This window comes from Sporosarcina aquimarina, assembly GCF_033253705.1.
GTDB classification, from domain to species: domain Bacteria; phylum Bacillota; class Bacilli; order Bacillales_A; family Planococcaceae; genus Sporosarcina; species Sporosarcina aquimarina.
In genome coordinates this window covers 191,886-214,062 of the sequence record NZ_JAUBDH010000003.1, presented here as the reverse complement: position 1 = coordinate 214,062, position 22,177 = coordinate 191,886, and the positions used below count along the sequence as shown (strand labels likewise).

29 protein-coding genes and 1 other annotated feature are annotated in these 22,177 nt (G+C 45.7%); all 29 genes read left to right on the top strand.

What is annotated here, in order from left to right; genetic code table 11:
• The first annotated feature begins 97 nt into the window (after positions 1–97).
• The 29 genes from QT716_RS06260 (at position 98) to yajC (ending at position 22,149) form a co-directional block, all read left to right on the top strand.
• On the top strand, positions 98–538 hold the full coding sequence (locus QT716_RS06260; RefSeq protein ID WP_317935191.1) for a type II secretion system protein: 441 nt from the start codon (positions 98–100) through the stop codon (positions 536–538).
• 37 nt (positions 539–575) lie between these two features.
• Positions 576–1,547, top strand: a complete 972-nt coding sequence (gene pilM, locus QT716_RS06255) for a type IV pilus biogenesis protein PilM (RefSeq protein WP_317935190.1) — start codon at positions 576–578, stop codon at positions 1,545–1,547.
• Positions 1,537–2,268, top strand: a complete 732-nt coding sequence (locus tag QT716_RS06250; protein WP_317935189.1) for a hypothetical protein — start codon at positions 1,537–1,539, stop codon at positions 2,266–2,268. The genes pilM and QT716_RS06250 overlap by 11 nt, the downstream gene beginning before the upstream one ends.
• Positions 2,252–2,956: a pilus assembly protein PilO gene (locus QT716_RS06245; protein WP_317935188.1), complete on the top strand. Its 705-nt coding sequence runs from the start codon at positions 2,252–2,254 to the stop codon at positions 2,954–2,956. The genes QT716_RS06250 and QT716_RS06245 overlap by 17 nt, the downstream gene beginning before the upstream one ends.
• On the top strand, positions 2,953–3,708 hold the full coding sequence (locus tag QT716_RS06240) for a prepilin peptidase (RefSeq protein ID WP_317935187.1): 756 nt from the start codon (positions 2,953–2,955) through the stop codon (positions 3,706–3,708). The genes QT716_RS06245 and QT716_RS06240 overlap by 4 nt, the downstream gene beginning before the upstream one ends.
• An 87-nt stretch (positions 3,709–3,795) precedes the next feature.
• Entirely contained in the window at positions 3,796–4,467 is a 672-nt protein-coding gene (locus QT716_RS06235) for a hypothetical protein (protein ID WP_317935186.1), read from the top strand.
• Positions 4,468–4,563: 96 nt separating this feature from the next.
• Positions 4,564–5,166, top strand: coding sequence for a Maf family protein (locus QT716_RS06230; RefSeq protein ID WP_317935185.1), 603 nt, complete (start codon positions 4,564–4,566; stop codon positions 5,164–5,166).
• Positions 5,166–5,864 carry a RadC family protein gene (gene radC, locus QT716_RS06225; protein WP_317935184.1) on the top strand — a complete coding sequence of 233 codons (699 nt, stop codon included), beginning with the start codon at positions 5,166–5,168 and terminating at the stop codon, positions 5,862–5,864. Before QT716_RS06230 ends, radC begins: the two co-directional genes overlap by 1 nt.
• A gap of 89 nt (positions 5,865–5,953) precedes the next feature.
• A complete protein-coding gene (locus QT716_RS06220) occupies positions 5,954–6,985 on the top strand; it encodes a rod shape-determining protein (protein WP_317935183.1) in 1,032 nt (343 codons plus the stop codon).
• 19 nt (positions 6,986–7,004) lie between these two features.
• Positions 7,005–7,898, top strand: coding sequence for a rod shape-determining protein MreC (gene mreC, locus QT716_RS06215; protein WP_317935182.1), 894 nt, complete (start codon positions 7,005–7,007; stop codon positions 7,896–7,898).
• Positions 7,895–8,416, top strand: a complete 522-nt coding sequence (gene mreD, locus QT716_RS06210; RefSeq protein ID WP_317935181.1) for a rod shape-determining protein MreD — start codon at positions 7,895–7,897, stop codon at positions 8,414–8,416. Before mreC ends, mreD begins: the two co-directional genes overlap by 4 nt.
• Positions 8,417–8,442: 26 nt before the next feature.
• Positions 8,443–9,114: a septum site-determining protein MinC gene (minC, locus tag QT716_RS06205; RefSeq protein ID WP_317935180.1), complete on the top strand. Its 672-nt coding sequence runs from the start codon at positions 8,443–8,445 to the stop codon at positions 9,112–9,114.
• 1 nt (position 9,115) lies between these two features.
• Positions 9,116–9,913, top strand: a complete 798-nt coding sequence (minD, locus tag QT716_RS06200) for a septum site-determining protein MinD (protein WP_317935179.1) — start codon at positions 9,116–9,118, stop codon at positions 9,911–9,913.
• Positions 9,914–10,063: 150 nt separating this feature from the next.
• A complete protein-coding gene (locus QT716_RS06195) occupies positions 10,064–10,615 on the top strand; it encodes a hypothetical protein (protein ID WP_317935178.1) in 552 nt (183 codons plus the stop codon).
• Entirely contained in the window at positions 10,612–11,223 is a 612-nt protein-coding gene (locus tag QT716_RS06190; RefSeq protein WP_317935177.1) for a site-2 protease family protein, read from the top strand. The genes QT716_RS06195 and QT716_RS06190 overlap by 4 nt, the downstream gene beginning before the upstream one ends.
• A gap of 44 nt (positions 11,224–11,267) precedes the next feature.
• Positions 11,268–11,342, top strand: a sequence feature (ribosomal protein L21 leader region).
• A gap of 14 nt (positions 11,343–11,356) precedes the next feature.
• Positions 11,357–11,665, top strand: a complete 309-nt coding sequence (gene rplU, locus QT716_RS06185) for a 50S ribosomal protein L21 (RefSeq protein WP_317935176.1) — start codon at positions 11,357–11,359, stop codon at positions 11,663–11,665.
• 6 nt (positions 11,666–11,671) lie between these two features.
• Positions 11,672–11,998, top strand: a complete 327-nt coding sequence (locus tag QT716_RS06180; protein WP_317935175.1) for a ribosomal-processing cysteine protease Prp — start codon at positions 11,672–11,674, stop codon at positions 11,996–11,998.
• Positions 11,999–12,010: 12 nt separating this feature from the next.
• Positions 12,011–12,301, top strand: coding sequence for a 50S ribosomal protein L27 (gene rpmA, locus QT716_RS06175; RefSeq protein WP_317935174.1), 291 nt, complete (start codon positions 12,011–12,013; stop codon positions 12,299–12,301).
• A 135-nt stretch (positions 12,302–12,436) separates the two neighbouring features.
• The gene (locus QT716_RS06170; RefSeq protein ID WP_317935173.1) at positions 12,437–12,961 is read left to right on the top strand and encodes a Spo0B domain-containing protein; all 525 of its coding nucleotides are present in this window, start codon (positions 12,437–12,439) and stop codon (positions 12,959–12,961) included.
• Between the two features lie 11 nt (positions 12,962–12,972).
• The gene (gene obgE / locus QT716_RS06165; protein WP_317935172.1) at positions 12,973–14,265 is read left to right on the top strand and encodes a GTPase ObgE; all 1,293 of its coding nucleotides are present in this window, start codon (positions 12,973–12,975) and stop codon (positions 14,263–14,265) included.
• A 35-nt stretch (positions 14,266–14,300) separates the two neighbouring features.
• A complete protein-coding gene (locus tag QT716_RS06160; RefSeq protein ID WP_317935170.1) occupies positions 14,301–14,756 on the top strand; it encodes an ACT domain-containing protein in 456 nt (151 codons plus the stop codon).
• A gap of 14 nt (positions 14,757–14,770) precedes the next feature.
• Positions 14,771–15,655: a prephenate dehydratase gene (gene pheA / locus QT716_RS06155; protein ID WP_317935371.1), complete on the top strand. Its 885-nt coding sequence runs from the start codon at positions 14,771–14,773 to the stop codon at positions 15,653–15,655.
• A 141-nt stretch (positions 15,656–15,796) separates the two neighbouring features.
• Positions 15,797–16,957 (top strand): LysM peptidoglycan-binding domain-containing protein, encoded by a 1,161-nt coding sequence (safA, locus tag QT716_RS06150; protein WP_317935169.1) that lies wholly within the window; start codon positions 15,797–15,799, stop codon positions 16,955–16,957.
• Positions 16,958–16,963: 6 nt separating this feature from the next.
• Complete coding sequence (locus QT716_RS06145) at positions 16,964–17,851, top strand: phosphotransferase (RefSeq protein ID WP_317935168.1); 888 nt, start codon at positions 16,964–16,966, stop codon at positions 17,849–17,851.
• A gap of 116 nt (positions 17,852–17,967) precedes the next feature.
• The gene (gene ruvA, locus QT716_RS06140; protein ID WP_317935167.1) at positions 17,968–18,573 is read left to right on the top strand and encodes a Holliday junction branch migration protein RuvA; all 606 of its coding nucleotides are present in this window, start codon (positions 17,968–17,970) and stop codon (positions 18,571–18,573) included.
• Between the two features lie 39 nt (positions 18,574–18,612).
• The gene (gene ruvB, locus QT716_RS06135; RefSeq protein WP_317935166.1) at positions 18,613–19,617 is read left to right on the top strand and encodes a Holliday junction branch migration DNA helicase RuvB; all 1,005 of its coding nucleotides are present in this window, start codon (positions 18,613–18,615) and stop codon (positions 19,615–19,617) included.
• 28 nt (positions 19,618–19,645) lie between these two features.
• Positions 19,646–20,695 carry a tRNA preQ1(34) S-adenosylmethionine ribosyltransferase-isomerase QueA gene (queA, locus tag QT716_RS06130; protein ID WP_317935165.1) on the top strand — a complete coding sequence of 350 codons (1,050 nt, stop codon included), beginning with the start codon at positions 19,646–19,648 and terminating at the stop codon, positions 20,693–20,695.
• 2 nt (positions 20,696–20,697) lie between these two features.
• On the top strand, positions 20,698–21,837 hold the full coding sequence (gene tgt, locus QT716_RS06125; protein WP_317935164.1) for a tRNA guanosine(34) transglycosylase Tgt: 1,140 nt from the start codon (positions 20,698–20,700) through the stop codon (positions 21,835–21,837).
• Between the two features lie 36 nt (positions 21,838–21,873).
• Positions 21,874–22,149: a preprotein translocase subunit YajC gene (gene yajC, locus QT716_RS06120; RefSeq protein ID WP_317935163.1), complete on the top strand. Its 276-nt coding sequence runs from the start codon at positions 21,874–21,876 to the stop codon at positions 22,147–22,149.
• Positions 22,150–22,177 lie beyond the last annotated feature (28 nt).

The window sequence follows — 22,177 nt, the reverse complement described above, 5'->3', positions numbered from 1 at the left end:
TATTTTTCAAAAAATACTAGAAATATAGTTCCACTCTCACAGAACTTTTGGTATAGTAGAATTAATAACAAAGCACGTCCACTAAGGAGGAAGAAAAATGAAAAAGTTTCTACAGAAGAAGTTGAAAAATGAAAAAGGTTTGACACTCGTCGAGCTACTCGCAGTCATTGTTATTTTGGGTATTATTGCAGCGATTGCTGTACCTGCAATTGGTGGGATTATCGATAATAGTCGAATAAAAGCTGTAAAGGCAGATGCTCAAACAATTTTATCTGCAGCTAATATGTATTTTGCGGAAAATCCAGATGCTACAGATGTTAATTTAATGACATTAGTTGATGGGAATTATATGGACGATACAGGAAAATTCGAGAAACCTAAAAGTGCTGATGCAGAACCGAAAGTTACCAAAGCAACTGGAGGAAACAAATTTAATGGTTCTGCTAAATACAAAGGCGATGAAACTGTAACATTTGAGGATGCAACTAGTAAAATGATTACAGAGAGTGGAAATTCTAAGGACGTACCAAAAAAATAAAATAAATATATTATTACTTTTATAAGGAGCCAACCCAATGAATCTACCATTCTCCCGCCCAAAACGGCCGGTAACCCTGACAATTGAAGAAGACGCCGTCCGTTATGTGAAGCTGAAAGCGGGACACCCGCTGACAGTGGAAGAAGCGGTGGAAGTGCCACTTCCGGCGAATACGGTGCATGATGGCCGTGTTGTGGATTCAGCTAGTTTGGTTGCCGTGCTTGACGGGCTTGCGAAGGAATGGGGCATTGCGAAACGCAGTGTCCAGTTCCTTGCGCCCGATACATATGTAATGATCCGGAAAGTGCCGTACCCGGAAGATGTCTTGGATGACGAGTTAAAAGGGCACTTTTTCATAGAAATCGGGTCGTCGATCTATTTGCCTTTCGATGATCCGGTTTTTGACGTTGTCCCGTACTTACCGAATACCGAATCTAATGAAGCAATTTTGATTGCTTCCAAAGAAAGCGTCTTGGATGGCTACGAAAGCGTGCTCGAAGAAGCGAAGTTCGAACCGCTTGTCGCGGACATTGCACCCCTGGCACTTTATCGGCTTGCGCACGAACAGCATCATTTCACAGGAAATGAGCACGTCCTTCTCGCAGACTTAACGAACGGAAAACTCGTCGTTTCGATCTTCCATCAACATTATCCTTTGTTCATGCGGCCTGTAGATGTGGAAAATGCGACGGACTTGGATGTCACGACAACTGAAGTGACAACGAGTTCCGCTGTATTGTCACCGGGCGCAATCGTACAGGAACTAGAAAAACTTGTGAACTTCTATCGTTATAACTTATGGAATGGCAGCGAATCCATCACCCATCTGTACATTAATGGGGAATACGACAATTTAGACGAATTGCTAACTCGTGTTGCAGGTCGTCTGAATGTCCAAGCGGGTTCATTGCTTACCCATCCACTCAAGTTCACTGACGGTGGAACAGTCCCTGCGTCGTTCAATCGTGCAATCGGATTGGCGCTGAAAGAGGTGCACCATGCTGGTTGATATTAACCTATTGCCGGAAAAGGAAAAGGAGCGATCGATTCTCCTCTACGTTGCGCTTGCCGTTCTCGGCGCAGCGCTTCTTTTCTGGCTTGTTTTCTTTATACTTACGCGCAGTACTGCGTCGGATACGGAGCGCTTGGACGACCAGCTTGCGAACCTTCAAGTGACACAAGCGGAATTGACGGAACGGTTAAACCGCTCCGATACCGCTCAAGTATATGATCAGTTAGCAACAAGTGTCCAATGGGCTCAAAACTATCGCTATGAAACAGCTCCGCTATTGGACGATCTCGTCTCGCAATTGCCGCGCCACGGTTTTTTCCGCTCGTTTGCATTTGCCGCGCCTCACCAAGCGACTGTAGAAATTCAATTTGACGATAAAACCGAAGCGGCTTATTACCTAACTCGTATTTCGGCATCTGAATTCATCGAAACCGCTTCTATTGAATCCATCACAACGGAAGATATCAATGAAGAAGACTCGGATTCTACTGAACCTCAGAAGAAAGCGACAGCCAACTTGCTGCCACGTTACCTTGTGACCTATACCATCTTTTTCACAGACAATCGTCTAACCGTTGACGGCGCTGCACCTGTATTGCCTGAAGATGCAACGGAAGAAGAAACAGCGTCTGATGCTGAAGAAACACCAGCAGACACTACAAATGATGAAGATACCGCTGTGCCAGAAGAGGAGGGATCCGATGCGGACTCTAACTAAACGTCAAAAAGACATCGTCCTACTCGTGCTGGCGATCATTTTTTTCTTAGTGCTAGTCAGCTATACGTGGTTCCAACTCTATGCGCCTGCAAAAGAAGAGAATGAACGCGTTGTGAATTCATTAGCGGACCAGCGGGAAGTATTATTCGAGCTGCAGCGGCAAGTTGCGGCAAAACCTGAGGATGTTTCTTCGAGTACGCGTCCATTGCAGCGACAAGTTCCTGTATTGCCGCTAGAAGACGTCCTGTTACTCCAGCTGGAAAAAGCGGAAGTGAAGTCGAATGTGCTGATCCGTGACGTAGCGTTCACCCAAGGACTAGTGGAAGGGTTGCCGCCTGAATCGATTGATGAAACGCAAACAGAAACGGAAGATCCATCGCTATCCCTTCAGCAATTGCTCGTTGACGTCCAATTGACAGCCGCTTCTTATGAAGAACTGGATCGATTTATCCGTGAAGTGGAAGCGACGGAACGTATTTCTGTCGTTCAATCGATTGATTTCACGACGCCTGAAGAACGACGCGAAGTCGAAACGGAAAAAGAGCCTCTGGAATTAACGGTTTCATTCCAGGCATTTTACCGTCCTGACCTGAAGGAACTCATCCCCGAAGTGCCGAAACTGGACGCGCCGATGCCTGCGGGGAAAGAAGATCCTACTGCACAAGCCGGTGAAGGAGATAGCGAATGACGACGGTATGGACGGGCTTTTTCTTCGTCTACGGCCTTGTATTTGGCTCGTTCTATAACGTCGTCGGCTTACGGGTCCCTAAAAAAGAATCGATAGTCTCCCCGCCATCTCATTGTACTGTGTGCGATAGACAGCTTACATTCATCGATTTAGTACCCGTGTTGTCATTCGTGTTTCTAAAAGGGAAATGTCGGGGCTGTGGCACTAAAATCAGTCCGGTCTATCCTTTAATGGAACTTGTAACTGGAATTCTATTTGCGTTTTCATTCTATCAATTTGGTTTTACATTAGAACTGATTGTTGCGCTGTTATTTGTTTCGATGCTTATCATCATTACCGTCTCAGACATTGCGTACATGTTAATTCCGAATAAAATCTTACTGCCATTTGGTATCGCTCTACTCGTTATGCGGATCATTCAGCCTTTGACACCGTGGTGGGATAGTTTTCTTGGTGCGGCGGCAGGTTTCCTGATCTTACTTCTCATTGCGATTGTCTCTAAAGGGGGCATGGGAGGCGGCGACATCAAGCTGTTTCTCGTCATCGGACTCGTTCTAGGTACCGAATTGACGCTGCTGACATTATTTTTAGCGGCTTCCATCGGTTCTGTTGTCGGGATTATTCACTTGCGCAGAACGAAGCAAGGCCGGAAAACCCCTGTTCCATTTGGGCCGTCCATTTCAGCCGCAGCAATTATTTGTTATTTTTATGGCAACGCGCTTGTCGGATGGTATCTGACAATGTTTATATAGGTCGAACAATTTTCTTGAACAAGACGACACCAGTCTTGTTCTTTTTCATTTCCTTTTTGTTACGGTTAATGAAATGGGGGGATTGTAATGAACTTCAAGAAAAAGTATACGAAAATGACTATAATGCTAGCGCTCGTGCAAGGTGTTTTACTCGGCATTGCAGCCGTTGCGATTGTTGGTTTCATCTTACTGAAAACTGAAAAACCGGAAAGTGCGGCATCCCCGAATACCGAAGTTCCTGCGAGTGGACCAGCAACGAGCGATAAAGGGGAAGCTGGAGATTCTGAAAAGAAGGAAGCGCCGGCTGCGGGTGCGCCGATGACGATGTATGCGAAACAGCATGGTGTGTTTTCATCCAAAGAATCTGCTGCTTCCTTCATGTCCGATGAAAACTTGCCGAAAGCAGCAATCGTAAAAGTGGACGGTCAATTTTATGTTTGGAGTGCTCTCGGACCGAACGAAATTGATGCGGATCCTGCTGGTGATCCAGGCGCATTCCGCAAGCAGGTCAAGGTTTCTCCGCTTGCGTGCAGCAGCGGGGAAGGAGAATTGCTGGCAACGATTCTGAACGCAACAGAAATTTCCGAAATTCAGGATTTGGTCACTTCACAAAAACAAGCAAAAGGGACCGATAAAAAAGACGCGTTTGCGAGCAATATCGCTGCCATAACGGCGTTTACAGATGATTTGAACATCATTCGAATGCACATATTATCTCATTATGCGGAGTCTGGAGAGTGTGCGAAACTCGAATTTTAACGCCGAAAAGAGGGCCGAATCGCCATTATTGACTTTTTGGAACAATTTTCTTCTTTCTCACATTGTCGTATGATGTGGCAAAGGGGGCGTTTAACAATGTTTTTTGAATCAAATGAAACCATTATTTTAGCTTCGGCATCACCGCGCAGAAAAGAATTACTAAGCAGTTTAGGGCTGCCATTCATCGTCCACGCAAGTGATGTGGAAGAGCGTCCGATAGAAAATGGTGAATTGCCGGAAACCTATGCTCAATCACTGTCGTCCATTAAGGCGTCCGCTATATATGAAGATCATCCCGGTGCGCTAATTATTGGCGCCGATACGATCGTCACGATAAACGGAAAGGTATTCCCGAAGCCGAAAACCGCTTCACAAGCAGTTAAATTTCTACAAGAGCTTTCGGGACAAACTCACAGTGTGATAACCGGCGTTACGTTATTAAGAGAAGGCGCGTGCACCCAATTTACGTCGACTACGGAAGTTACTTTTCAAAACTTAGATCAGTCACTCATAGAAGCATACGCAGCAACGGGTGACCCGCTGGACAAAGCAGGTGGCTATGGAATTCAAACTGCAGGCGGACTTCTTGTCGCAGAAATCTCAGGTGATTACAATAATGTCGTCGGACTGCCAATCGCGGAACTCGCGCATGTCTTACGAAAAGAATCGCTCATCTGGGTGAAAGGAGACAAGCGCTGATGCCGACTGGATATAAGGAGACGTTAATGATTCGGGATATCCATTTTGCAGATCGGCCGCGTGAGAGGATGACACGCCAAGGTGCCTCGAGTCTGTCGAATCAGGAGTTAGTTGCAATTTTACTTAGAACAGGTTCTAAAAAAGAATCCGTGCTCGTCCTTGCGAATAAGCTGCTTTCCGAGTTTGATAAAATCCAGGATCTGCGTGATGTCACAATCGAAGAGTTGACAGCGGTAAAAGGGATTGGAGATGCGAAAGCGGTTCAAATCTTAGCGGCTGCAGAACTCGGGAAACGGATTTATTCCGTTGCGCAAGATGGCCGATATGCCATTAAATCTCCTGAAGATGCCGCAGCTTTCTTAATGACCGATATGTCGAAATTGACGCAAGAACATTTTGTTGTGCTCTTTTTAAATGTGAAAAACGAAGTTCTCCATAAGCAGACGATTTTTATCGGAAGTCTGAATTCCTCCATCGTGCATCCGCGAGAAATTTTTAGAGAAGCGGTAAAGCGGTCTGCTGCATCGATCGTCGTTGCGCATAATCACCCGTCAGGAAACGCGACGCCTTCACCTGAAGATATTGAAGTGACGAAGCGCTTACTTGACGCGGGTGAGCTGATGGGCATCGATCTTCTGGACCACATTATTATTGGAGATCAGCGTTTTATCTCATTAAAAGAGAAAGGGTACATGTGACACTGTGAATTTGTTCGCCTTTCCGTTATACTATGGTGTATGCTTTTAAGAAGCTTTATAAAACGGTAGTGCAGAAAGGAAGAACGAATTTGTTTGGACTAGGAGCGAGAGATGTCGGGATTGACCTCGGCACCGCCAATACGTTGGTTTTCATTAAAGGAAAAGGAATTGTTCTGCGGGAACCATCCGTAGTTGCGAAAAATACGATGACAAATGAAATCGTGGCTGTAGGTAGTGCTGCGAAAAATATGATCGGACGTACGCCAGGATCGATCGTTGCAACACGACCTATGAAAGACGGAGTAATTGCTGACTTCGACATTACGACAGCAATGATCGAGCATTACATGAAAGAAGCGACAAAAGCTTCTGGCGGCGCATGGAAAAAGCCGAACGTTATGGTCTGTGTGCCTTACGGAATCACTTCTGTCGAGCAGCGCGCAGTTATTGACGCAGCACGTCAGGCAGGCGCGAAAGATGCGTATACAATCGAAGAACCATTTGCAGCTGCAATTGGTGCGAATCTGCCAGTTTGGGAACCTACAGGTAGTATGGTTGTTGACATCGGTGGCGGAACGACTGAAGTTGCAGTTATTTCACTTGGAGGAATTGTGACAAGTGAGTCGATTCGTGTCGGTGGTGACACAATGGACGCAGCGATCATCAGTTATATCCGTAAAACGTATAATCTGACAATCGGTGAGCGCACTGCAGAAGCGATTAAAATTGAAATCGGTTCAGCAGGTGAAGTCGAAGAATCTGAAGGCGAAAACACTGAGAAGATGGAAATTCGTGGCCGTGACTTGTTAACAGGTCTTCCGAAAACGTTAGAAATCTCTCAAAAAGAAATCGCTGAAGCGCTTCGTGAATCACTCTTGCAAATTATCGATGGCGTTAAGAAGACGTTGGAAACAACACCTCCAGAATTGTCTGCAGACGTTATGGAACGCGGAATCGTCCTTACAGGCGGTGGTGCGCTTTTACGTAATCTGGACAAAGTCATTTCAGATGAAACAAATATGCCTGTTTTCATCGCAGAAGATCCACTAGACTGCGTAGCAATCGGCACAGGTAAAGCACTTGATAACTTTGACGTTATTAAAAAAATGCAAGCGAAATAATTGAGGGAGGATATCGGCAATGCCGCGATTTTTTTCGAATAAACGTTTAATTTTACTGCTTGTTGGCGTCATCGTCCTTGTGGCATTGATAGCTTTCTCTCTTAAAGACCGGCAAAGCGCCAACCTCCCAGAAAAGATGGTAAAAGATGTAGTCGGTTTTGGACAATCCTTGTTTTCCAAGCCGGCGCATTCCATCACTACTTTTTTCGATGACATTGATGGAATCTTGAATACATATGAAGAAAATAAGACATTGAAATCTCGTCTGACGGAGTATGCATCCACAGAAGTGGAATTGACTGATGTGAAAGAGGAAAACGCTCGTTTACGTAAGATTATCGACAAAAAAGATGATCTGCGTGCGTATGATCCAATCCAAGCGACTGTTATTTCACGGAATCCCGATCAATGGGAAGAAAAAATTATTATCGATAAAGGTGAAAAACAAGGCGTGGAACGCAATATGGCCGTGCTTACTGCAAATGGACTTGTTGGGAAAGTAGTGCTTGTGACACCATTTACGTCCACTGTCGAATTGCTGTCAACAGAAAATCAGAACTTCCGGGTATCTGCAATGATTCCAGGGAAGAAAGACATTTTCGGCCTGATGGAAGGATACGATCCTGAACGTGGCGAATTGATTATGAAACGGATCGATTCCGGATTTGAAGTGAAAAAAGGTCAAAAAGTCATGTCTTCCGGCCTTGGCGGAATTTTTCCGAAAGGATTGCTGATCGGGGAAGTTACGGAAGTGTCAACGGATGATTACGGGTTGACGAAATTGGCTTACGTTCGTCCGGCTGCTGAGTTTTCTATGCTGGATCACGTAATGGTCGCGAAACGACAATCTGAAACTGTAAAAGGGACAGATGATGCTGGAAGCTCTGCGGCAGAGGGGGAGGATGGATCATGATTCGGATCATCATCCCTCTAATTGCCGTAGTATTGTTTTTTTTAGAGCCGGTTTTTAGTCTGTTTTCACCGATAGAACTGGGGGATGTGCGCTACACACTTGTCCCTCGTTTTGTCATTGTATATTTGGTGTTCATCGCCTCTTTTTACGATCTTCGCAAGGCAGTTATCTATGGTTTATTATTTGGCCTCTTGTATGATATGTATCACATTGATATTATTGGGATATATACGTTTCTCTATCCGCTCATTTGTTTCTTAGCTTCAGTGATCATTCGCCAAGTCCATCGGTCCACTTTGACGGTTATGCTCTTGTCGGTAGTAATGGTTGTGTTATTGGAGATGATGTCATTTTTCTTCGCAAGTATGATTTCACTCACTTCAATTGGATTTGATGTATTTTTGACAGCGAGACTCGTACCGACGGTTATTGCTAATTCGGTATTCATCATTTTGTTTGGCTGGATCTTTAGGAATCTACTTTACAAACGAGTCAGAGAGAAGCAAGTCGGTATGTAATTTTTCGCATAGGGCGGGTGACGCAAGTGTCGAAACAACAATGTGTAACAATTAAAGGGACAAAAGATGGACTCGTTTTGCGACTGGACGATAAGTGTGCCTACTCCGAACTATTGGAAGAGTTAGGTAAGAAAGCACAAGATCCAGGACTAGACGGGGCTGTTGAAGTCCAAATTCATACAGGGTCCCGTTATTGTAATGACGAAACAGCTAAAGAAATTATTAAAGTTGTAGAGACTCCTGGTAATTTACGAGTTTCAAAGATTCAAAGTGATGTGATCACGATGGAAGAATGCAACCGGCGCGTGACAGAAAGACAGTCCGAAACGTACATCGGAATTGTCCGGTCTGGTCAGGAAGTCCGAGCGAAGGGCGACTTAGTCGTCATTGGCGACGTCAATCCAAATGGCCATGTGTCTGCAGCTGGAAGTATTTATATATTAGGCAGGCTAAAAGGGAAAGCGCATGCAGGAAATGCCGGCAACAAAGAAGCAGTAATTGCTGCCTCTTGGCTTGAAGCGACACACCTCATGATTGCAGACCAAGTAGAAACGATGACAGATGAACTTGCCATTCTTTCGGAACATCCCGAAATGGAGTGTGCGTATTTGCATACGAATGGATTCATCGCCATTGACCGATTGCAGGATTTAAGACTGCTGCGGCCTGGCTTGTCAACATTTAAAGGGGGCAGCTAATGTGGGAGAAGCAATTGTAATAACATCTGGGAAGGGCGGAGTCGGAAAAACAACTTCGTCAGCAAACCTCGGCACTGCATTGGCCCTTCAAGGTAAAAAAGTGTGTTTAGTCGATACAGATATTGGCTTGCGTAATCTTGATGTAATTCTCGGACTTGAGAACCGGATCATTTATGACTTAGTCGATGTAATAGAAGGCCGCTGCCGAATTCAGCAAGCACTTGTTAAGGACAAGCGATTTGAAGATCGTCTGTTCTTGTTGCCGGCAGCACAAACAACTGACAAAAATGCAGTGAATCCAGAACAAATGAAAGACCTGATTACCGAGCTGAAACGCGATTATGATTATATTTTAATCGACTGTCCTGCCGGAATCGAACAAGGCTACAAAAACGCAGTGGCTGGTGCTGACAAAGCGATTGTTGTGACAACACCAGAAATTTCAGCTGTCCGGGATGCAGACCGTATTATCGGATTACTGGAACAAGAAGACATCGAGCCGCCGAAACTGATTATTAACCGGATTCGCGGCGGTCTGATCGACTCTGGAGATACGCTGGATGTCAATGACATCACGACGCATCTGTCCATCGATTTGTTAGGGATTGTGCTGGATGACCAAAACGTCATTTCTTCTTCCAACAAAGGAGAACCTGTCGTAATGGATCCGAATAACCCGGCAGCGCTTGGATACCGTAATATCGCGCGCAGAATCCTTGGTGAATCTGTCCCGCTTATGTCCGTCAACACTGGAAAACCCGGTTTCTTCGGAAAGTTGAAAGCTTTGTTTACAAAATAAGAGTTTACCCCTTCTGTGTGATTTCGTGCAGAAGGGTTTTTTTATGTCTTTTACCTCTCACTGCGTTCACTTTTGCACGGGCTAGATTCCTCAAGGTCATGACTATTCAGGAGCTGTCCATCATACACTGTAAAAAAAGGGGGTGTACGTGTGAGAGGAAAGACGAAATGGGTGATTGCACTTGTCTTCACAGTTTCTATTTTAGGAGTTGCAAAACTTGAAACAACAGGTATTCTCCAAAAACCTGTCACTCAGTACCTTTCAACAGGACAAGATTTTGTAGTGATGAAAAAGTGGGTCGCTTCGATTCTCGATTCTGAAGAATCCGGAATGATTCAAGTAAGCGGGGATGTTGTCGGCGTTGATCCGTTTGCTGCGTATGAATCGATGCAACCGTATAAGTCAGGTGTGATTTTGTCCTATCCAGAGCCGCTGCCAATCGCTGCGCGAGGAAGTGGTTTGGTCGTTTTCACTGGGTTCACAAGACAATCCGGAAAAACGCTCACAGTACAATATGATAATGGGGATGAAGTGACGTACGGCTTCGTTGGTTCCTTCGGGAAATTACCTTATACGACTGTTGACAAAGGGGACACGCTCGCAGTTATGGAAGAAGGGACGATGTACTTGAAAGTGAAACGGGACGGTCTTGTGCTGGATCCGACGCTGCTGCCGGCATTCTTTTCGGAAGTGACGCCTTGAAATTCCGGCTGCACCCGATTTTGCTGCCGGTTTTCATCCTTCTTGCTGTAATGGATGGCCTCGCAGCCTACGCCATTGTATTTATTTCCTTATTGCTTCATGAAGCGGGACATCTGGCTGCAGCGAAAGCATATGGTATGCGCGTACGTTCCATGACGATTCTGCCGTACGGCGGAGAGCTTGAAATATCGGGTCGCAACGAGTATTCTCGCCAAGCGAGAGTGGTGTTAGCGCTCGGCGGACCCGTTGCGACAGCCCTTGTGTTGTTAGTGGCTGTCAGTTTTTCTTTTCCGAATTCTTTAGACGTGATCCGAGTTCAGCTGCTTATTCTACTCGTGAACTTATTGCCTGTCTTACCGCTGGACGGAGGACAAGCGCTTCTTGCATTGGCGGAAAGGGAAGAAAGCCGCTATTTCGATCAAACTGCATTTCTTGTGTTCTCAATCGGATTTCTCATCGTGATTGGAAGTCTGCTCATCACAGGTCTCCCTCATACTTCACTTTTGTTTTGTTTGGCCGTCTTTTTATGCTTACAAAATATTAGCGCGTTTCGGTATAGAAGATACCGAAGGATATATGATCAATTAAAAAGAAAACGCTTGACGTGAATCATCCTCTCATGGTATTATTCTAATGTTATATTTGTAGCGCACCCGTGCTGCAACCGCACTGAACCAGGTACAAGCATCCGCAAGGATCACCTGTAAAGGCGAGTCTAAGACTATTTGAGGAGGTGCAAGTATGTACGCAATTATTGAAACTGGTGGAAAGCAAATCAAAGTTGAGCAAGGTCAGGAGATCTTCATCGAGAAATTGGTGGGAGAAGCTGATGAGGCAGTAACATTTGAAAAAGTCCTTTTTGTAGGTGGAGATGACGTGAAAGTTGGCGCTCCATTCGTGGAAGGTGCTTCTGTAACAGCGAAAATCGTTAAACAGGGCAAAGGCAAAAAGATCACTGTCTTCAAATACAAGCCGAAAAAGAACTACAGCCGTAAACAGGGTCATCGTCAGCCTTATACTAAGGTTGTTATCGAAGGCATCAACCTGTAAGCTGTCATGATTCAACTCAACATTCACGAACAGCCATCTGGCCGCATCAGCTCTTTTGAGATGAGCGGACATGCCGATTATGCAGAACATGGGAAAGACTTAGTGTGTGCAGCCGCATCTGCCGTGTCGTTTGGCGCAGTAAATGCAGTGATTACACTCACAGGAATAACTCCGGCAATCACTCAAGGTGAAGCAGGCGGATATTTGAAAGTCGTTCTTCCGGAAACGGATGATGATCATGATCAGCAGCTAATTGTGCGTGCGATGATTGTTTCTATGCAGACGATTGAACAAGACTATTCGAAATTCATAAAAATAACCTATACCAAGTAGGAGGTGGAACACATGTTACGTTTGGATCTTCAGTTTTTCGCATCGAAAAAAGGGGTAGGTTCTACAAAGAACGGTCGTGACTCCGAATCGAAACGTCTTGGCGCTAAGCGTGCCGACGGACAATTCGTTTCAGGTGGTTCGATTCTTTACCGCCAGCGTGGAACGAAAGTTCACCCAGGTGAAAACGTGGGCCGCGGAGGCGACGATACTCTTTTCGCTAAAATTGACGGCGTAGTACGCTTTGAGCGTTTTGGCCGCGATAAGAAAAAAGTAAGCATTGTCCCTGCAACACAGGAAGCATAAGAATTGAATTGTAAAAGGACTGCACGCAGCCATGTGTGCAGTCTTTTTTTATTTTCAAAAGTCGTTCTAACTTTTTGACGAACGAACCCTCGATAATGCTATACTGTAAAGAACGATATGGCAGGCGGTGAAAAGATGAAAAAATCGGAGTTGACTGTCCGGGATGCGGTGAAATTCGCCCGGCATGACTTTTTAAATGAACTTCAGCTCATACTTATGCACATCGACCTCGATAATGCAGCTGATGCTCGAACTAAAATCTTGGATACGACTGAACGGATGCGTAAAGAGGCTCATCTTAGCGGACTCGGTTTGCCCGCTCTCGAAACATGGATTCTCACATTTGACTGGAACCAAGCTGTTTACACAAAGCACTTGGATACCAATATAGGTTCTTCAGCGACAACACGAAAAGCCGATGACCAAGTCATTGTGACCTTTTTGAACAAGCTGTTTCTGGAATTGGAGAACAATACAGATCCTTTCAATGAGAATATAGTAGATATCGTTGTCTCTGCTTCCGAGGCCGATTGGAAAGTGACGCTTACGCTTCCCGGACAAACAGCGCCGATTGAATGGAGCCCAGCAGAAGAGGACGACTGGACTGCAGAATTATATAAGAACGAAGAGTATTGGACGTTCACGATCAGTGGACAATAGGAGGAAATTACATGTTTGTCGATCAGGTAAAAGTTTATGTAAAAGGCGGGAACGGCGGCGATGGTATCGTTGCGTTCCGTCGTGAAAAGTATATTGCATTTGGCGGTCCTTCAGGCGGGGACGGCGGTAATGGAGGAGACGTCACGTTTGTGGTAGACGAAGGATTGCGTACACTGATGGACTTCCGTTACCAACGCCATTTTAAAGCGCCTCGCGGTGAGCACGGTGCGAACAAAAACCAACATGGTGCGCGCGGTACGAGTATGATTGTCAAAGTGCCGCCTGGCACAGTCGTAACAGATGTTGAAACGAAAGAAATCATTGCGGATTTAGTGGAAGATGGTCAAACGGCAGTCATTGCTCGCGGAGGACGCGGAGGACGTGGAAACAGCCGTTTTGTAACGCCTCAGAATACAGCTCCTGAGCTTTCTGAAAAAGGAGAACCGGGAGTAGAGCGTGAAATTATGCTTGAATTGAAAGTGCTTGCCGATGTAGGGCTTGTTGGATTCCCGAGTGTAGGTAAATCTACTTTGCTTTCTGTACTTTCAGCCGCAAAACCGAAAATTGCAGATTATCACTTCACGACATTGGTGCCAAACTTAGGATTAGTGGAAACGGATGATCATCGGACGTTTGTCATGGCAGATTTGCCAGGACTTATTGAAGGAGCTCACGAAGGTGTAGGCCTTGGACATCAGTTTTTACGTCATATCGAGCGGACACGCGTCATTGTCCATGTTATCGATATGTCGGGTCTTGAAGGACGGGATCCATTTGAAGATTTTGAAACAATAAACGCAGAACTTGAGCAATATAACTTGCGTTTAATGGAACGTCCGCAAATTATTGTTGCAAACAAAATGGACATGCCTGAGGCTGAAGAGAATTTGAAGGCCTTCACGGAGAAGTTAGGAGAAACGGAACATAAAATATTCCCGATTTCTGCCCTTACTCGTACAGGCCTGGAACAATTAATGTATGCGATCGTTGATTTACTCGAAGTCACTCCGGAGTTCCCTCTTCATGAGATGGAAGAAACGGAAGAAGAGCACTCTGTACTTTACAAATACGAGCCAGAAACAGCAGACTTCAAAGTTACACGTGATGACGACGGTGCGTATGTATTGTCTGGCTATTCAATCGAGCGTTTGTTCAAAATGACCGATTTCAACTTCGACCAATCTGTACGTAAATTCGGCCGTCAAATGCGCGGTATGGGTGTAGACGATGCACTTCGCGCACGCGGTGCTGAAAATGGCGATATTGTTCGTCTGCTTGACTTCGAATTTGAATTTATCGATTAATGGATCGCCGCAAGGCACGTGCAGGGGGATTGACGATGAAACAGTTCGGCGAAGACCAATTCTACTTAGTTCGCGAAGATGTCTTAACAGAGTCGATGCAAAAGATGCTGGAAGCGAAACGTCTTCTTGTATCGGGGGAAGCGTCCACTATACAGGAAGCAACAACACAAGTCGGCTTATCAAGAAGTGCATTTTATAAATACAAAGACGCCGTTTACCCGTTTGAAGCGATTGCGCGAGAGCGGGTACTGACGGTATTCATTCAACTTGAAGATCTTAAAGGATCTCTTGCCGTGCTGATGGAGATTATTTCTTCGTCGCATTGCAATGTCCTGACTATTCACCAAACGATACCCGTACAAGGGCGCGCGAATATTACGCTGTCACTGGATGTCACTGAGATGGAACTTTCGATGGAAGCGTTCATTCATAAATTGAATGGACCCAGCTTTGTCGATTCGGTTCACTTAGTCAGTTCAGGCGCATTGTGAGAGGAGAACGCATGATGAAACAAGAATCTTTAAAACCAACGGTCGCCTATTTAGGACCAGAAGCCTCGTTTACCCATATTGCTGCACAAGACTTTTTCGGAACGGGTGCTCTTGTTCCTTTTGCATCTATTCCAGATTGTATTGAAGCTGTTACGGAAGGTCGCGTTGCCTATGCTGTTGTTCCTCTTGAAAACGCGTTGGAAGGCTCCGTACCGCTTACGATTGACTATTTGTTCCATGGCAGCGATTTGTTCATCAACGCTGAATTGTCGACACCGATTCAACAACATTTAATGGTTCATCAGCAACAGGCAAATGCGATTGAGTCTCTTGAGTCAATTCATTCCCATCCTCATGCACTCGCACAATGTCATAAGTATTTGCAGTACCATTTCAGAAGAGTTCCGCTCATCCAAACGACTTCTACTGCAGCTGCAGCTAAGTATGTGTCGGAGAATCCAAACCTGAATATTGCCGCAATCGGTAACAAGTTAGCTGCAGATACATACGGACTCCATATCGCGGAAGAGTCCATCCATGACTTCCACTTTAACCATACTCGGTTTGTTGTGCTGTCTCTTCGGAAAGAAACGTTAACGTACGAAAATAGCGGGATTCCGAAAACGACACTTATGGTGAAACTGCCTGAAGACGATCAGCCGGGGACGCTTCATCAAATTTTGTCAGTCTTCTCATGGCGTAAACTGAACTTAAGTAAAATCGAGTCCCGTCCCTTGAAAACTGGACTTGGAAATTACTTTTTCATCATTGACGTTGCTGAAACAGAAGCTCATCCGATGATGAAAGGCGCACTAGAAGAGCTGGATGCCCTTCTTTGTGAAGTCACATCATTCGGTTCTTATTATACGTACGACCAACGAATCTCTGCCGACAAGTAACCGGCGGAGATTTTTTGAATGTGTACTATTTCCCGCTCTTCAATCGTATATATGAATGAGAAGGCGCCCCGAGAGATTTTTTCTTCACATGTCCGGGCGCTCGTTCATAGGATGAATCGATTGGAAGGGAGACTTTATAGAGTGAATGTCCATATCGTTGTAAAAGGTGACACGCTTTGGAAAATAGCGCGTCAATATGGTATTTCTTTTGAAGAATTGAAAAAGGTGAACGCGCATTTAGCTAATCCGGACTATATTGTGCCGGGGATGAAGATTTTTCTGCCAGAAGGTGGTAAAGGCGGGAAGAAGCCTGAAAAGCACGGGGAAAAAGAGAAGCACCCGCAACATCATGAAAAAAATCCTCAGCCCCATGAGAAGCACCCGCAACATCATGAAAAAAATCCTCAGCCCCATGAGAAGCACCCGCAGCATCATGAGAAACCTGTAAAACCGCCGGCACCTGCACCGCCGCAACATAAACCGGCTCCGCCTAAACCGGAAGTGAAGCCGATTCCGCCTGCACCAATGCCGAAACCGGAAGTAAAGCCTCAGCCTGCACCGCCCAAGCCGCAACCGAAGCCTGAGATGAAACCGCAGCCGAAGCCGGAGCTAAAACCAGAAATGAAGCCAATGCCGAAACCTGAGTCGCCAATGTGCGAAGTTCCACCTGCTGCACCTGCACCGCCAGTTCAGCAGCCGCCGATAATGCAGCCGATGTTCATCGGGGTTCCGTGCGGATGGATGCCGATTTATGATGCAGACTGTCACCCGCATATGCACCACATGCATCATCACTATCCACCGATGCAGCCCCCGATGCAGCCGCAAATGCCGCCGATGATGCCGCAAGAGCCTATGCAGCCTCCGCAGTGGCAGATGCCAATGGAGTCACCTGAGAAGTGTGAGGACGAATTACCGATTATGCCTGGCCAAGGACCAGGAGTATCACCCAATCATTGCGACAGCGTGCAGCAGTGGGAATCTCCTGAGAAGCCAATGCCTAAAATGGAATCGTCTCATTTTGACTTGAGTCCACCGGCATATTGCCCGCCTGAACAAGGATACATCCCTCAGCAGATGCCGCAGCAGTGGAGTCCGCAGCAAATGCCGATGCAAGGCATTCAAGCACAGCAACACCCTCAATACATGCATTTGTGTACATCTTGCGGATCTAACATGCATCCGATGCCGTATTATGGAATGCCGATGATGGGTGTCCATCCTCATTACGGTGGCGGCAGACCGCCAATGAATCCAACTCCATATGGTCCGTATGATCCGAATCAAATGGGTTCGTACTGATGCGTGGTGGAAACTAGAAAGAAATTTTCCCGCATAAAACCGAATGTATGGATGTTGGAAGAAGACGGCGAAAAGTTTTCAGTAAAACGCTATACAGATCCGTTCGAAGCTAGGAAAATCAGGGAAGTCCATGAACGATTGGAAATGGCGAGCTATCCCTTTACAGTTCCAGTGACGAAAAAAGGGAATGATCTTATTGTTGTTCAGCCATGGCTTGAGAATGCTCAATCTGTAGATTTTTCGAAACAGGCAGACCGGAGAGCTTCAATCGTTGCATTAGAAGCTCTCCACGCAACTCAAACAGTTGTAAAATGGGAAGATGTGACGTTTCTGCGTCGATATCCGCTGCTCGATAAATGGGAAATGCGACTTGAAAGGTTCCAAAACAATCTTCCAATTATCGAGAACTATTTACAGAAGGATGCAATTCAGCTCATTGAATGGTACAGTGAGCAGGCTTTAAACCGATTACAAACTGCCAGCGCAAGAGAAGTTCCTCATACAATTTTACATGGGGATGTTGTCCACCATAACTTGTTGAAAACTGAAGAAGGTACTGTCTTTTTAATCGATTTTGACTTAGCGTGTGTCGGCAATCCGGATATTGAAATTGGTTTGTGGCTTCATAGAGTGCTTCCGAATGTCGGATACAATGCAGCGGGATTGTTTTCAGAAGAACCGCGGTTGCAGGTACTTGGACCACAAGCGATTGCGATGATGCAATATCCGAATGAGTTGTTACGGGAGTGGTCCTATTTAGCGACTTTACCTTTAGCGCAGCAGCACTCTATGGCCAACCACCTGAATTCATTTACCGAACGGGCACTTCAGTCTTGGGATGAGCTCTGTTATTTTTCGAATACTTTACTAGAAGATGACCCTACCTATCCATAAGGACTGCCGAAAGCCGTAATTATACGACTGGCAGTTCTTTTTCTGATGAATTGACTGCAGTGTATCCGGCGTCGGTGTGGTATACTTAAAGATAAGATTCTAGGGGGTAAGCGGCATTGTATGATTACATAAAAGGGTTCATTACTCGAGTAACACCAGAATATATAACGATTGAGACGGGCGGCATCGGTTACCAGGTTTTGACACCGAATCCATATGCGTTTCATGTGACTGAAGCCGAGCAGCAAGTGTTCATCCACCATCATGTTCGCGAGGATGCGCAATTGCTGATGGGTTTTTTGTCGCTTGAGCAGCGGGAGCTGTTCCGCAAACTGATTACCGTATCTGGGATCGGACCTAAAGGAGCACTTGCGATTTTAGCGAGTGGGATTCCTGCACAAGTAATTCGTGCGATTGAGCAAGAAGATGAGACGTTCCTCGTTCAATTCCCGGGTGTTGGGAAGAAGACAGCGCGTCAAATGATTTTAGATCTCAAAGGGAAGTTGTCGGACCTGTTTACAGAAGTGGACATGCCTGAAGAAGGGGATTCGCTGTTCGCGCTTACTGAAAATGGAGCACTGGACGAAGCGATGCTTGCACTAGAAGCACTTGGCTATTCAGCAAGGGAAATTGCAAAAGTGAAGAAAGTGCTGGAAACAGAAGATTTGTCGACAGAAGGGTTCATGAAACGCGCTCTTCAATTATTATTGAAACAACAATAAGCAGCTAGATATGGAGTTGACTAAAAGGGAGGGAGAACAATGGACTCACGCGTACTTTCTAGTGAAATTTCGGATTTCGATGAAGGATTCGAGCAATCTTTGCGTCCGCAATTGTTGGCTCAGTATATTGGACAAGATAAAGTGAAGGATAATTTATCGATCTTTATAGAAGCGGCACGAGGACGGAGTGAAAGCTTAGACCATGTGCTGTTGTATGGACCGCCTGGACTTGGTAAGACGACACTTGCTGCTGTCATTGCCAATGAAATGGGCGTAAACTTACGGATGACCAGCGGCCCCGCGATTGAACGTCCTGGCGATCTGGCGGCGGTTGTTTCTTCATTGGAACCTGGGGATGTATTATTCATCGATGAAATCCATCGGCTCAATCGCTCCATTGAAGAAGTGTTGTATCCTGCGATGGAAGACTTCTGTCTCGACATCGTTGTCGGAAAAGGACCGTCTGCCAAGTCCATTCGACTGGATTTACCGCCATTTACGTTAATAGGAGCAACGACACGCGCAGGTTCACTTTCCGCTCCATTGCGCGATCGTTTTGGAGTTCCGCTGCGACTTGAGTATTACGAGATTGAACCGCTTAGGGAAATTGTCATCCGGAGTTCTGGATTATTTGATGTGAAAATTGACGATCAAGCTGCAGTGGAAATTGCGCGCAGATCCCGGGGGACTCCGCGAATTGCGAATCGATTGCTTCGCAGGGTGCGGGACTATGCGCAAGTCCGGGGCAATGGTACAATTTCTCTCGACATCGCAAAAGAAGCACTTGAAATGTTACAAGTGGATTCACATGGACTCGATCATATCGACCATAAATTATTAACCGGAATGATTGAACGTTTCCGCGGCGGCCCAGTTGGATTAGAAACGCTTGCTGCAAGCATCGGGGAAGAATCAGTCACGTTGGAAGATGTTTACGAACCGTACCTTTTGCAAATTGGTTTTCTCCAGCGGACACCCCGCGGAAGAATAGCAACGCATTTGGCGTATGAACACTTCGGCTATCCAATGCCGGAACAGCGCTAACTTTACGACATTAAGGAGATTAGATGGAATGGAAGTACATGATTTCGACTTTGACTTACCACAGCGGTTAATTGCACAAACACCGCTTGCCGATCGAACTGCAAGCCGGATGCTTGTCTTAGATAGTGAAACAGGAGCAGTGGAGCACAAACAATTCCGTTCGATTGTGGACGAATTACATGAAGGTGACATGCTTGTATTGAACGATACAAAAGTATTGCCAGCCCGTTTGATAGGAGTAAAAGAAGAAACTGGCGCTTCGATTGAAGTGCTGCTGCTGAAAGAAACTGGCGACAACGAATGGGAAACGCTTGTTAAGCCTGCAAAACGAGTGAAGCAAGGAACAGTGATTTCATTCGGAGATGGCCGTTTGACAGCACAATGTATTGGTGTGGCGGACCAAGGGGGCAGAACGTTTAAATTCACGTATGAAGGAATTTTTTACGAACTCCTCGATGCACTCGGTAAAATGCCGCTTCCTCCCTATATTACGGAGACGCTCGACGACCAATCACGTTATCAAACGGTGTTTGCGAAAGAGCGGGGTTCAGCTGCAGCACCAACTGCGGGGCTCCACTTTACTGAAGAAATTTTGGATGAACTCCGTGCTAAAGGTGTTGGCGTAGAATTCATCACGCTGCACGTTGGACTTGGGACATTCCGTCCAGTAAGTGTCGACACGATTGAAGATCATGAAATGCACTCAGAATACTATCAAGTTACGGAAGAGACTGCCGCTGCTATCAATCGTACGAAACAAGCGGGTGGACGAGTGATTGCCGTCGGAACCACTTCAACACGTACATTGGAAACAATCGGCAGTGAAAACGACGGAGAAATTGTCGCAGGATCTGGCTGGACATCAATTTTCATTTATCCGGGTTACGAATTTAAAACTGTAGATGGGCTGATCACGAATTTCCACTTGCCGAAATCGACATTGGTCATGCTTGTTTCTGCGCTATCCACCCGTGAATTTATACTCAATGCTTATCACCAAGCGATCGCGGAAGAATACCGTTTCTTCAGTTTCGGAGATGCGATGTTCATGCGGCCGTCAAGAAAGAAGGAGAACTGATCATGCCAGCAGTTACGTACGAACATATTAAAACATGTAAGCAAACAGGTGCGCGTCTGGGAATCGTCCATACACCGCACGGTTCTTTTGAAACGCCGACCTTCATGCCTGTCGGAACAATGGCGACAGTGAAAACGATGTCACCTGAAGAGTTAAAAGAAATTGGATCTGGAATTATTTTAAGTAACACATATCATTTATGGCTCCGTCCAGGTCATGAAATCATTCGTGAAGCTGGCGGGTTGCACAAATTCATGAACTGGGACCGGCCGATTTTAACAGATTCCGGCGGCTTCCAAGTGTTTTCGTTGAGTGACATGCGTAAAATTGAAGAAGAAGGTGTTCACTTCAGACACCATTTAAATGGAAGTAAGCTATTTTTGAGTCCTGAAAAAGCGATGGATATCCAAAATGCTCTCGGTTCAGACATTATGATGGCGTTTGATGAATGCCCTCCGTTCCCAGCGACATATGACTACATGAAAGCAAGTGTCGAGCGGACGTCCCGTTGGGCAGAACGTTGCTTGGGTGCACACCAGCGTCCAAATGACCAAGGATTGTTCGGAATCATCCAAGGCGGGGAATTTGAAGAGCTGCGTAAACAGAGTGCAAAAGATCTGACGTCTCTCGACTTCCCTGGATATGCAATTGGCGGACTTTCTGTTGGAGAGCCGAAAGATATTATGAATCGTGTTCTTGAATTTACAACGCCATTGCTCCCTTCGGACAAACCGCGCTACTTGATGGGGGTTGGTTCACCTGATTCATTGATTGATGGTGCAATCCGCGGGATCGATATGTTCGACTGTGTGCTGCCAACTCGAATTGCGCGTAATGGTACGTTGATGACAAGCAATGGACGGGTCGTCATTAAAAATGCGAAGTATGAAAAGGACTTCGGTCCAATCGATGAAAATTGCGATTGTCATACGTGTAAAAACTACAGTCGTGCATACGTCCGCCACCTAATTAAATGTAATGAAACTTTTGGACTGCGTCTCGCGTCATATCATAACTTGTACTTTTTGCTCAATTTAATGGAGCAAGTACGAGATGCAATTCGGAAGGATCGTCTTGGAGATTTCCGCGAAGAGTTCTTCGAACAATATGGTTTCAACAAACCGAATGCAAAAAACTTTTAATTCTTGTATACTAGTCAAAGTAGGGGGGGAATTTAGATGAGTGGAACATTAGTAAACTTGCTGCCGTTCATAGCGATGATCGCAATCATGTGGTTCTTGCTAATCCGACCAGCACAAAAACGCCAAAAAGCGACTAAAGAAATGCAGACAAGCCTAAAGCGTGGAGATCGTGTCGTGACAATCGGCGGATTGCACGGAACGATTGACGCTGTCGATGAAGCTTCAGTATTTTTGAAGACTGCAGATGGCGCTGTACTTCAATTTGATCGTCAAGCTGTCGGTCGTGTGACAGAGGGCACAACCGCTATATAATAGTGAAATGAAACAAGACCTGCCGAAA

Excerpts from the sequence above, each read along its gene's own strand:
- pheA (WP_317935371.1), top strand. The coding sequence starts at position 14,771 with ATGAAACAAGAATCTTTAAAACCAACGGTCGCCTATTTAGGACCAGAA.
- rpmA (WP_317935174.1), top strand. The coding sequence starts at position 12,011 with ATGTTACGTTTGGATCTTCAGTTTTTCGCATCGAAAAAAGGGGTAGGT.
- mreD (WP_317935181.1), top strand. The coding sequence starts at position 7,895 with ATGATTCGGATCATCATCCCTCTAATTGCCGTAGTATTGTTTTTTTTA.
- QT716_RS06230 (WP_317935185.1), top strand. The coding sequence starts at position 4,564 with ATGTTTTTTGAATCAAATGAAACCATTATTTTAGCTTCGGCATCACCG.
- queA (WP_317935165.1), top strand. The coding sequence starts at position 19,646 with ATGGAAGTACATGATTTCGACTTTGACTTACCACAGCGGTTAATTGCA.
- QT716_RS06170 (WP_317935173.1), top strand. The coding sequence starts at position 12,437 with ATGAAAAAATCGGAGTTGACTGTCCGGGATGCGGTGAAATTCGCCCGG.
- QT716_RS06250 (WP_317935189.1), top strand. The coding sequence starts at position 1,537 with ATGCTGGTTGATATTAACCTATTGCCGGAAAAGGAAAAGGAGCGATCG.
- QT716_RS06180 (WP_317935175.1), top strand. The coding sequence starts at position 11,672 with ATGATTCAACTCAACATTCACGAACAGCCATCTGGCCGCATCAGCTCT.
- QT716_RS06160 (WP_317935170.1), top strand. The coding sequence starts at position 14,301 with ATGAAACAGTTCGGCGAAGACCAATTCTACTTAGTTCGCGAAGATGTC.
- yajC (WP_317935163.1), top strand. The coding sequence starts at position 21,874 with ATGAGTGGAACATTAGTAAACTTGCTGCCGTTCATAGCGATGATCGCA.
- radC (WP_317935184.1), top strand. The coding sequence starts at position 5,166 with ATGCCGACTGGATATAAGGAGACGTTAATGATTCGGGATATCCATTTT.
- rplU (WP_317935176.1), top strand. The coding sequence starts at position 11,357 with ATGTACGCAATTATTGAAACTGGTGGAAAGCAAATCAAAGTTGAGCAA.
- obgE (WP_317935172.1), top strand. The coding sequence starts at position 12,973 with ATGTTTGTCGATCAGGTAAAAGTTTATGTAAAAGGCGGGAACGGCGGC.
- mreC (WP_317935182.1), top strand. The coding sequence starts at position 7,005 with ATGCCGCGATTTTTTTCGAATAAACGTTTAATTTTACTGCTTGTTGGC.
- QT716_RS06260 (WP_317935191.1), top strand. The coding sequence starts at position 98 with ATGAAAAAGTTTCTACAGAAGAAGTTGAAAAATGAAAAAGGTTTGACA.
- ruvB (WP_317935166.1), top strand. The coding sequence starts at position 18,613 with ATGGACTCACGCGTACTTTCTAGTGAAATTTCGGATTTCGATGAAGGA.
- QT716_RS06245 (WP_317935188.1), top strand. The coding sequence starts at position 2,252 with ATGCGGACTCTAACTAAACGTCAAAAAGACATCGTCCTACTCGTGCTG.
- QT716_RS06240 (WP_317935187.1), top strand. The coding sequence starts at position 2,953 with ATGACGACGGTATGGACGGGCTTTTTCTTCGTCTACGGCCTTGTATTT.
- tgt (WP_317935164.1), top strand. The coding sequence starts at position 20,698 with ATGCCAGCAGTTACGTACGAACATATTAAAACATGTAAGCAAACAGGT.
- pilM (WP_317935190.1), top strand. The coding sequence starts at position 576 with ATGAATCTACCATTCTCCCGCCCAAAACGGCCGGTAACCCTGACAATT.
- QT716_RS06235 (WP_317935186.1), top strand. The coding sequence starts at position 3,796 with ATGAACTTCAAGAAAAAGTATACGAAAATGACTATAATGCTAGCGCTC.